Annotated in this window: 6 protein-coding genes; 2 read left to right on the top strand and 4 right to left on the bottom strand. The window is 40.6% G+C overall.

The window, feature by feature from the left end:
* Positions 1–490 precede the first annotated feature (490 nt).
* Complete coding sequence (locus GKS34_RS14490; RefSeq protein ID WP_163385608.1) at positions 491–646, bottom strand: hypothetical protein; 156 nt, start codon at positions 644–646, stop codon at positions 491–493.
* Between the two features lie 1,511 nt (positions 647–2,157).
* Between GKS34_RS14490 and GKS34_RS14485 the strand changes: the two genes are divergently transcribed.
* Positions 2,158–4,710: a malectin domain-containing carbohydrate-binding protein gene (locus GKS34_RS14485; protein ID WP_163385606.1), complete on the top strand. Its 2,553-nt coding sequence runs from the start codon at positions 2,158–2,160 to the stop codon at positions 4,708–4,710.
* A 307-nt stretch (positions 4,711–5,017) separates the two neighbouring features.
* Here the strand turns inward: GKS34_RS14485 and GKS34_RS14480 are convergent, their stop codons facing one another.
* Positions 5,018–6,016 carry a glycosyltransferase family 4 protein gene (locus GKS34_RS14480; RefSeq protein ID WP_163385604.1) on the bottom strand — a complete coding sequence of 333 codons (999 nt, stop codon included), beginning with the start codon at positions 6,014–6,016 and terminating at the stop codon, positions 5,018–5,020.
* 270 nt (positions 6,017–6,286) lie between these two features.
* On the opposite strand from GKS34_RS14480, the gene GKS34_RS14475 reads away from it, so the two are divergent.
* A complete protein-coding gene (locus tag GKS34_RS14475) occupies positions 6,287–7,165 on the top strand; it encodes a heparin lyase I family protein (RefSeq protein WP_163385602.1) in 879 nt (292 codons plus the stop codon).
* 96 nt (positions 7,166–7,261) lie between these two features.
* On the opposite strand, the gene asnB is transcribed toward GKS34_RS14475, so the two are convergent.
* Both asnB and GKS34_RS14465 read right to left on the bottom strand, forming a co-directional pair.
* Entirely contained in the window at positions 7,262–9,148 is a 1,887-nt protein-coding gene (gene asnB / locus GKS34_RS14470; protein ID WP_163385600.1) for an asparagine synthase (glutamine-hydrolyzing), read from the bottom strand.
* A gap of 115 nt (positions 9,149–9,263) precedes the next feature.
* On the bottom strand, positions 9,264–9,944 hold the full coding sequence (locus tag GKS34_RS14465) for a sugar transferase (protein WP_163385599.1): 681 nt from the start codon (positions 9,942–9,944) through the stop codon (positions 9,264–9,266).
* Between the last annotated feature and the right edge of the window lie 554 nt (positions 9,945–10,498).

The following is a 10,498-nucleotide window of genomic DNA, read 5'->3' as shown; positions in this document are numbered from 1 at the left end:
GACCGCTGTGGTTTTCATGCTATCATCAGAATTCAGATAATGCTGAATCACCTTTCTTTTAAAATCGTCCGAATAGTGTTTTACAATTTTCATGGTTTTAATTGTTTTAAAACCACTCAAATCTGTAAACCTATTTCAGGACAAGACACAGCTCCGTCACAGCGAACCGATGCCGTCACTGCGAGGGTGCGTTTTTTAATAGTATAAACCAAGGAGACTTTCCACGCACCCGCGGCAGTCTGCCGATTTACGGAAACAGTAGCCATTTCTACCTGACTTTTTTTCCTAATCCTTCTGTTCTCCGCTTCGATTCAGATTGCTTCGCTGCGCTCGCAATGACGCTGGGTACTCTATGGAAACACGATCCGTCATCGGTAGGGTGCTGACTAAATTTAAAAATGGTATCGTAAAACAACCTGGCACCCGCGGCAGTCTGAAGGTAGACGTGCACATCAGGCGTATTTAATTTCCTTAATTCGTACTCCTTACGTCAACGCTCCGGTTCAGATTGCTTCGCTGCGCTCGCAATGACGGTATTCCCTTCCCGTCGAACGCCTTCCGTCACTGCGAGGGTGCTGACGTGACCCCAATCGTATTTCATCAACCCTCTTAGCACCCGTGGCAGTCTGTCGGTATACGTACACATTTGACGTATTTAACTGTCCTTCTCCGGTCTTCTTGTACCCACGCTCCGATTCAGATTGCTTCGCTGCGCTCGCAATGACGCTGTCTGCTCTCTGGAAACACGATGCCGTCACTGCGAGAATTAACTTTTTTTAAACGCAGAAATCGGGATGACGATGTGGGTTTTTATCATGTTGATTTTCGGCGATTTAACAAACACGTCATCGGTAGGGTGCTGACTAAATTTAAAAATGGTATCGTAAAACAACCTGGCACCCGCGGCAGTCTGAAGGTAGACGTGCACATCAGGCGTATTTAATTTCCTTAATTCGTACTCCTTACGTCAACGCTCCGGTTCAGATTGCTTCGCTGCGCTCGCAATGACGTGGCGTGCTCACTGGAAACCCTATCCGTCACTGCGAGGGTGCTGACGTGACCCCAATCGTATTTCATCAACCGTCTCAGCACCCGCGGCAGTCTGTAGGAAGACGTACACATCCGGCGTATTTTAATGCCCTTTTTCGTAATCCTTACGTCTACGCTCCGGATCAGATTGCTTCGCTGCGCTCGCAATGACGGAATTGGCGTCACCGCGAACCGATGCTGTCACTGCGAGGGGGCGTTTTTGTTTAATATAACCGATGGCGATTGTCCTACGCACCCGCGGCAGTCTTTCGGAAGACGTACACGTCCGGCGTATTTAAATCCCCTTTTTCAGACTCCAGCTGGTAGCCAGGGAGATGATATGATAATGATTTAGTCACAAAGAGCTCAAAGAAAACACAAAGCACTCAGAGGGGCTTGAAAAAAACCTTTGTGTTTTTCGTGCCTCCTTTGTGTCCTTCGTGACAAAAAAAATTAAAGAAAGCACAGAGTAATTCTGGGTGCCCTGGCTGGAAGGGAGAACGTTCCTAGCACCCGCGGCAGTCTGTCGGAATACGTACTCGTCCTGCGTATTCGAATCTCATTCCGCGAATTACTGCCGCATTCGCTCCGATTCAGATTGCTTCGCTGCGCTCGCAATGACGGTTAGTGATGATCTGATTATGGGATGGTCTGATGGTAAGATGTGCTGACAGCACTGTCAATGGTAGCGACAAAGAGGTCATTCAACATTCAAATTCATTTTGGCCCGGAATCTGCATAAATGCAGAAAAGTGAATGGGCTTAATTACCCAAATTACCCAAAAGCTTTCCAATTAAATAAGCAGTTAATGGATTCGATTTAGCCTGAATCCATAATTGCTTTGCCACTTCAAACCCGTCGGTTTTGATAAAAATAGGATTTTTTGGATCCAAACTATTTCATTTCCTACAAATAACCTATTTGTTAAAAAAATAGGATAACGTTTGTATTTAGAATTAAATTCCGTTAATTACCATTATTAGTAGCTTAAACAGAATAGTATTTTATTGTATTTATAATACAAAAAATATTATTTCTTTTTACAAATAACAATTATAATTATTTAAACATCCTTTTTTAAAGATTGAAAACCTGGAATTATCTAACCACCTAATAATAATAAATTTATGAAGCCAAAAACAAACTTGCTTAATTTTAAGCTTTTTAAGCACAAAAAAACGCTATTTAAACTTGTTTTCTTAGCTTTTCCGCTTATTATGATTGGAAATGGAAATAAAGCCTACGCCTATTATTTTCAAAATGATACTCCAAAAAATACGTTAGGAAAAGAACTTTGGACTGCCGGGCATGAAGGAGGTAACCAAAATGAATGGTCTTTGAATGGAGGAGGCGGAGAATTTAACAGCGGTTCCGGCAATAGCTCGGTGAGTACTGACGTGTCTCGTTCTGGAAATTACTCTCTGAAAATGTCCATAAATACCACAAATGGGGGAGGTCACGGTACAAGAAATTTCCGTTGGAGTGAATTAGGAGATCACGACGATCTAATTTTTACGCAATATTTTTATTTCCCCAATAGGATTGATTTGGACAGGAATAATGATTGGTTTAACCTGATTCAAACGAAAGGTGTAAAATTTGCTCCCGGGGGGGCCGGTACAGGTCCGGATCAAATAAATGACCCTCATTTCGTATTGGGTTTGAAGGTGAGGGGCGGCGCCGGAAGTGGTGGTGCCAATTTTTTAGTTTTATCCGATTTACAAAAATTTTGGGGTAGTGAACCCGACGTATCCTGGGCGGCACCTGCCGAAATAGATTTACCGGTAAAAACGTGGGTTAAAATCCAAATGCGAATTATTCAGGATCGAGGCGATAATGGTAGGATTTTGGTTTGGCAGGATGATCAGTTGATTATTGATACCAAGTTAAGAAACACCTTAAGACCCGAAGTGGATATGAATATGTTCAGTATCAATGCCTATGCTGACCAAACCTATCCCACCACAACCAATGTCTATCTGGATGATGTCTCCATTCATTTGCCGGGAACACAAGAAGCGCCTGCACCTATCCTACCTCCGTCAGTGAATATCGTTTCTCCTGAAAATAACAGCACTGTAATTAGCAGTACGGAGGTTGAAATTCAAGCGCAAGCAAATAGCGCCAATAATACGGAAATAACAAAAGTAGATTTTTACGTTGGAAATAATATTATTGGCACTTCCACCAATTCCCCTCATTCCATGAAATGGTCCAATAGTGAGGCAGGAACTTATAAAATAAAAGCGGTGGCAAGGGATGAAAACAATATGGTGGGCGAATCAGAAGAAATTACCCTAACCATTACTCCCCCAGTACCTGAGGTAGAAGAACCGGAACCGCAGGAACCCCAAATTCCAACACCCGATCCAACACCCGATCCAAATTTATCAGATGGTAATCCACTGATTAACATGAATCTGGGAAGCACCGAGGGGGTTATCTATAACGCAAATTCGTTTGAAGGAGAGCCCAGAGAAAGTATTTTTCCCTATAATACCTATACCTATAATCAAAATAGCGCCAGTCAGGAATTACTATTTCAGACGGAAAGAAACGCTCCTGATTTACGCATTGAAATTCCCATTGAAAATGGTATTTATAAAGTCATCACCTATCACAATGAACTCTATTTTGGAATTAACGGTCCATCGGCCACAAAAGGCAGAAGGGTTTTTAATATTGAAATAGAAGGGGATCTGGTCAAAGAAAATCTGGACTTGTTCAGTGAAAGTGGAAATAAACCCCTGGAACTGGCTTTTGAAAATGTTGAAATCACGGACGGAAAGATCAGTATTAGAATGCAAGCCTCTTCAAATAGAGCCACCATTTCAGGATTAACGGTTATTCCCCAGACGGAATCTACCGATTCTGGATTTGAAGCATATCAACAATTTATCAATGCAGGATCCTCCAAGGATGTTTTTTATAAAAACGAACAATATAATGGGGACGATTCTTATAACACTCAGGCAACCTTCGAAAATAAGAATGCAAGTGTGGAGGAATTATTTCAAACAGAAAGACATTCCGTCAATTTAAAGTATGCCATACCCGTGCCTAACGGTACCTATACGGTCAAGACTTATCATAATGAATTATGGTTTGGCCATTCGGGACCTTCTTCGCAAAGTGGAAGGCGAGTATATGATATTTTACTGGAAGGAGAAGTAGTGAAAAACAAATTTGATCTATTTGAAGAGACAGGGAACAATCCAGCTGAATTGATATTTAATGAAATAACCGTCAAGGATGGTGTGTTAAATTTGGACTTAGTGGCCTTTTCCAATAGGGCTTCTATTTCAGGAATAGCCATTACACGAACCAAGGCTTCCTCCGGAGAAAATTTAAGAGTGCTTTCAAATGAAACTCCTAATGAAGTAAAATCGGAGGAATTGGTTACGGAATATGGGGAGACAACCGAATCCCCCAGGATCTATCCAAATCCTGCTTCGGAAAACGTTTTTGTGGACCTGGGGCTTAAGGCCGAAAGCTACCGGTATTTCGTGATTCACGATATGCAGGGGCGGCTGGTAAACCATTTTTTCACGGAATACCTAAGCAGCGATAATGGAAAATATAGCATCCCTGTTTCCGATTTAAAACAAGGAGTGTATTTGGTAAGTCTGGTTGACAAAAACAATGACCTTGAAAAATTCCGATTGATGGTGAATCCATAAAAAAATAGAAGATCCATTATTACCAAAACGTCAATTTATTTTTTTAAAGTAAGGGGTTCCTGAGGAGCCCCTTACTTTTTTCATTTTCAGTAAGGCTTCGTATCTCCTATCTCCGGATCACTAGGGTCGAAGCGCTTCAGTTGTAACAAATCAGATTGGACGGTGGTAAACCCTGATTTACCCATCTTCTCCCCTCAAACTAAATCCGTCACTTTCCCGGGTTTTATTTCCCTATCTGCATAGTCACCATTGGAATAAGTTAAGGCCCGGATATTGAAAATATATGTACATTTGCGATCCATTTACCCTACGAGGTGCTGGTTTTCTGCTTTAAATTGAGCGTGGCATCTTTATCCGGTGGCTCGGTATACCATTTTGCCAACCTTTTGGCCACATAGAAGATACTATATTGTTTTTTTTTCAAAAAGGTCTCCCTGATAGGCGCATAATCCTCGGATAAAACCGATTTCACCAATTGGGCAAGCTCCTCTTTGTTATAAGTGTCTGACACTTTGCAGTTTGGAAGCCCATGGAGCATCTCCCTGACATCACCAACCGGTACCGATACTACCGGAAGATTACAATAAAGGGCCTCTTTGACTACCTGAGGTGAACCTTCTGAAATAGAAGTCATCAACAGACAATCTGAATTTAGCATCGCATCTCTCACCTGCTCCCTGCTCATATTCTCCAGGCATTGGTGTCTGATATTATGAACGCCCAGTTTCCTAAGGGAATCCATTACCTCCAAAAATAGGGGGAAATTTTTCACCTCCCTTTTTGAACTTCCCGGAAACAATATGACAAAATCTCTACGTCCATTTTTTTTAATGTTTGCCTGAGGAGAAAAAAAGGATGGATTGGCGCCACAGGGCAATATTTCAACATTAGGGTTAATATTTCCCACCACCTTTTTCATTTTCTGGTTTTGAACAAACACCAAATCAACTTTGTTGAGGATTTTTTTTGTGATCCATACATGCCAGGAATTAGAGCCCCAATCTTGGATATCGCAACCATGTAAGGTCATGAATTTTTTAATTTTCGGTTTGAAAAACAGTAAAAAAATCCCGGAAATACCATAATGGATATGGGTCGCATCGTAATTGTTGGTGGCCAGCTTAATAGGAATGGAGAAAATTGATTTCAGGTATTCTAACTTGCCATGGTGGACTCCATCAATTAAATAGATATCCGCTTCTAAGTCCATTTCTTTCTGGACATCTTCAATTTGATCTTTAATAAAAATCCCATCTGCTGGATGGTTGGAAGTGGGATACATATTGGTTATAAATAAGATTTTCATGATTCCGGGATTACATTTTACAAAGTATCTAGGTTTTAGAATTAGTTAGGTATTTTTGACCCTAGGCAGTGCCAGGTTTATCAAATATGGTTTAAGGTCAATTTGAACGCTTTTTAACTAATAAAGTAAAATACATGAGGCAAAATATAAATTAATTTCAAAATTTTAAACCTAAAATGACCCTAGATTTAAAAGCAATTTTCTTAAATTAATCTCCCGAAAGCAATTGAAGACCAGTATATTATAGATTCACCTAAAGTTGGTAGGTATATGAAGACCAAAAAAAACTTCCTTTTTATATACGATAACCTGATCCTGACACTGGTATTTATAGTGGTTATACTTTTTATATGTAGCAATGAAAATAAGGTATCTGCCCATTATTTCCAGGAAGACATACCAAAAAACACCTTAGGAACGGAACTTTGGACTGCCGGGCATGAAGGAGGCGACCAAAGTGAATGGTCTTTAAATGACGGGGGCGGAGAATTTAACAGCGGTACCGGCAATAGTGCGGTCAGTAGCGAGGTGGCGCATACCGGCAAGTACTCGCTGAAAATGTCAATCAATACCAGCAATGGGGAAGGGCATGGTACGAGAAATTTTCGTTGGAATGAATTAGGTGAGCACGACGACCTGATTTTTACGCAATATTTTTTTTTCCCCAACAGGATTGATTTGGACGGGGAAAATGATTGGTTTAACCTGATTCAAACGAAAGGTGTAAAATTTGCTCCTGGGGGGGCTGGTACAGGTCCCGATCAAATAAATGACCCCCATTTCGTATTGGGTTTGAAGGTGAGAGGTGGTGCAGGAAGTGGTGGTGCCAATTTTCTAAGTTTATCCGATTTACAGAAATTCTGGGGGAGTCAGCCCGATGAATCCTGGGAGGCCCCGTCCGGAATTAATCTACCTGTAAAAAAGTGGGTTAAAATTCAAATGAGAATTATTCAGGATCGAGGCAACAGGGGCAGAATCTTGGTTTGGCAGGATGACCAGTTGATCATCGACACCAGGTTAAGAAATACCTTAAGGCCTGAGGTGGATACCAATATGTACAGTATCAATGTGTATGCTGACAAAACTTATCCAACCACAGCCAATATCTATGTTGATGATGTATCCATTCATTTGCCGGCAACCCCGTAACAGGCTATTGCGCTCAGACCACCTACAGTAAATGGGCTGGCTCCTGAAAATCAACGTACGGAAATTGGAAAAGTAATTTTAAACCCAGAAAGCCTTCTAAAGAGAATCCATTTTAAATTTCCCAATATCATTAGTAAGATAAAAGTCTTTATACCATAGCTCTAAAGACAATATCATAAAAAGATGTTTGGTATAATCCTTTTTTTCGGATACATGCATCCAAATCATTTTTTCAATGAATTGGACATTGAAAAAATTTCGGCTAAATGAATTGGAACTTTCCACCAATTGCAGCAGCGTATCGGAAAGTTCTTTTTTAAACCAGGCTCCTATAGGGGTTTCAAAAGCCCTCTTTTTCCTATTAATGATCGATGCCGGTAACCATTGTTCAGCAGCTTTCCGCAGGACGAACTTTGTGACCTGTCCATTTAACTTCATTTTTATCGGCAGGGTTTCGATGAAGTCAATTAGATCAATATCCAGGAAGGGCACCCTATTTTCGATCGAATTTGCCATCGTTATTTTATCGTTAAACAATAAAAGTTGGTCGGGCAATAAACTGTGGGTATCAATGTAGAGTAGCTTGGATAGTGAACAGCTGGATGGATCTGCGCTATTATAAAGGCCTTCAAAAGCATTCCGCTGGTCATCCTGGATGTGAGAATGCAGCCTATCTTGATATAAATTCTCCTTTAAAGAGGGCGTAAACAGGGTATAGATTCCTATGAAACGATCTAATTCCTCTTTAAATTGAGAAGAATAGATTACTCTATCGAGTTTGTGATTGCCAGGAAAAATTTTCGAAAGGAGAGATAAAGGCAATAATGACAGGAATTTTTTATAATCCGACAGAAATTTCTCCCCTCTGTATCTATTATAACCGGCCATTGGCTCATCGGCACCTTGTCCGCTTAATACCACTTTTACTGATTGTGATGCCAATTTGGAGACGTGAAATAAGGCTGGGACTGGAGGTGCCGCGATAGGCTCTTCTGTATAATAAAAGGATTTGAAATAGTATTCCATATAATCCTTTTGACTAAGATAAATCTCGTGATGATCCGCATTGATCCATTTGGCAGTATCCCTGGCATCTTCCAGTTCATTGAACTTTCCTTTACCTTCAAATCCCACTGTGAACGTTTGAATGGGGTTGGATGAATTAATACTCATTAAATATCCTAAAACAGCAGAATCCAGCCCTCCACTTAATAATAGACCAACCGGCACATCACTGAGAAGCTGTCTCTTTACAGCTTGTTCCATTAGTCTTTTAAATTCCGAGACTGCGTCATCTACCGTAATCGTACAATCAATATTTTGTTTCCTATCCCAGTATTTGGTATAGCGGAGGTCACCATTGTTGCTGAATTCCAAATAAGTGGCCGCTTCAAGCTTTTTAATATTTTTAAAAAGGGTCTGAGGAGCCGGATTGAAATTTAAAGTGAGATAGGAGTTTAGCGCCGATGCATCAATTTCCTTGGTATAGTCAGTGTTATTTTTAATTATTTTCAACTCAGACCCAAATATCAATTTATCCCCCTTGCTAAAATAGTAAAGCGGCTTTACTCCAAATTGATCACGAACCAGGTATAATTTTTCTTTTACTTTGTCGAGAAAAGCAAAAGCAAAAATTCCGTTAAGCTTACTAACTGCATCAATGCCAAATTCCCTAAGGTAATACAATATGGTTTCAGTATCAGAACGGCCCTTAAAAGAAATCCGCCCAAGTTCAGCCCTTAATGCCAAATGATTGTAGATTTCACCATTAAATACGATGGCATAGTTGCCGCAGTCTGTAAACATGGGCTGATTTCCTGCCTCAGAAAGCTCTAAAATAGTCAGACGGGTGTGACCCAGATTTACCGTATGTGGCCCCAATTTGGTTTGAATAAGCCCTCTAGCATCCGGCCCTCTGTGATGAATCAGGTCAATATGCTGAGGTAATAATTCGCTGTTTATACATCCTGCTATTCCACACATAAAAATATTAATTTTAAATTTCAGTTAATTATCTCCCCCGACATAGGATCCTTAAAGGACTGATTTTAAATTAATTAACACTTTGTAATCTCGGGCTATAAAGCCCAGGAAAGGGTCAATAGGCATTCTTATTATCAAACAAAAGCGAATAAGCTGTCCAAAGCAGGATTTTCGCATCCAACAGTAAATTCCATTTTTTCAGGTAAAACAGATCCAGCCGGTACCTAAAATACAAGTCCTGATAGCTTTGGATCTCCCCTCTGTATCCCCTGGATTGCGCCAGACCCGTAAGACCCGGCTTGATGGCATGGCGGTTCATATAACCAGGGATCCTGTCCGAGAAAATTTCATTCATGGGTACCGCATGGGGCCTGGGACCGATTAGTGACATCTCCCCTCTTAAAATATTAATTAACTGGGGCAATTCATCCAGACTGCTTTTTCTCAAAAAAGATCCGAATTTGGTGATGCGAACATCCCCCTTTTTGGCCTGTACCGTATCCGCTTTATCGTTTACCACCATGGTCCGGAACTTTAAGCAATAAAAGGGCTTGTTGTCTTTTCCGTGCCGTAATTGCCTGAAAATCACCGGACCCTTCGAACCGGCTTTTATCAGCAGGGCAATAAGAGGAAATAACCAGGTAGCAATTACTATCAGAAATGTAAACGCCATGAAAAAATCAAATCCGTTTTTTATTTTTAAAGGGAAGGTTTTCTCAGCAACCTTATCGTTCGATGTTTGGTTTTCAGCTACCCCTTGAGGGAATACACTATGTCTAAATAAGGTCTTATACATGAAACTGCCGGTATCTCAGTGGTAACTTTATTTTTTTTCAAAAATGCTGTTGTGTTACGTTGGCTAAGGATATAAAATCGGGTCTACCATTTCATGGGTTTGAGCAAAAAAGTAAACCAAAAACAAGGCTGCAGTGAAACGTTTTATTGCTTCTGAAATGCATTTTTTTGCGTGTATTTTTTAAAGATAAAAAAATTATTTTTATTCTTCCTTATTTCCGCGAAAAAAAATTCTTCCAATACCTTTAAACTTATTCAGTCACAAAGAGCTCAAAGAAAACACAAAGCACTCAGAGGGGCTTGAAAAAAAACTTTGTGTTTTTCGTGCCTCCTTTGTGTCCTTCGTGACAAAAAAAAATTAAAGAAAGCACAGCGTAATTCTGGGTGCCCTGGCTGGAAGGGAGATCGTTCCTAGCACCCGCGGCAGTCTGAAGGTAGACGTGCACATCAGGCGTATTTAATTTCCTTAATTCGTACTCCTTACGTCTACGCTCCGGTTCAGATTGCTTCGCTGCGCTCGCAATGACGGTATTCCCTTCTCGTCGAACGCTTCCC

Source organism: Cyclobacterium jeungdonense (assembly GCF_010994275.1).
Taxonomy (GTDB): domain Bacteria; phylum Bacteroidota; class Bacteroidia; order Cytophagales; family Cyclobacteriaceae; genus Cyclobacterium; species Cyclobacterium jeungdonense.
This window is presented reverse-complemented; position numbering and strand designations above follow the sequence as displayed.

Bases quoted from the DNA above. Each gene is read 5' to 3' on its own strand.
- GKS34_RS14490 (WP_163385608.1), bottom strand. From the start codon at position 646: ATGTGTACGTATACCGACAGACTGCCACGGGTGCTAAGAGGGTTGATG.
- GKS34_RS14485 (WP_163385606.1), top strand. From the start codon at position 2,158: ATGAAGCCAAAAACAAACTTGCTTAATTTTAAGCTTTTTAAGCACAAA.
- GKS34_RS14480 (WP_163385604.1), bottom strand. From the start codon at position 6,016: ATGAAAATCTTATTTATAACCAATATGTATCCCACTTCCAACCATCCA.
- GKS34_RS14475 (WP_163385602.1), top strand. From the start codon at position 6,287: ATGAAGACCAAAAAAAACTTCCTTTTTATATACGATAACCTGATCCTG.
- asnB (WP_163385600.1), bottom strand. From the start codon at position 9,148: ATGTGTGGAATAGCAGGATGTATAAACAGCGAATTATTACCTCAGCAT.
- GKS34_RS14465 (WP_163385599.1), bottom strand. From the start codon at position 9,944: ATGTATAAGACCTTATTTAGACATAGTGTATTCCCTCAAGGGGTAGCT.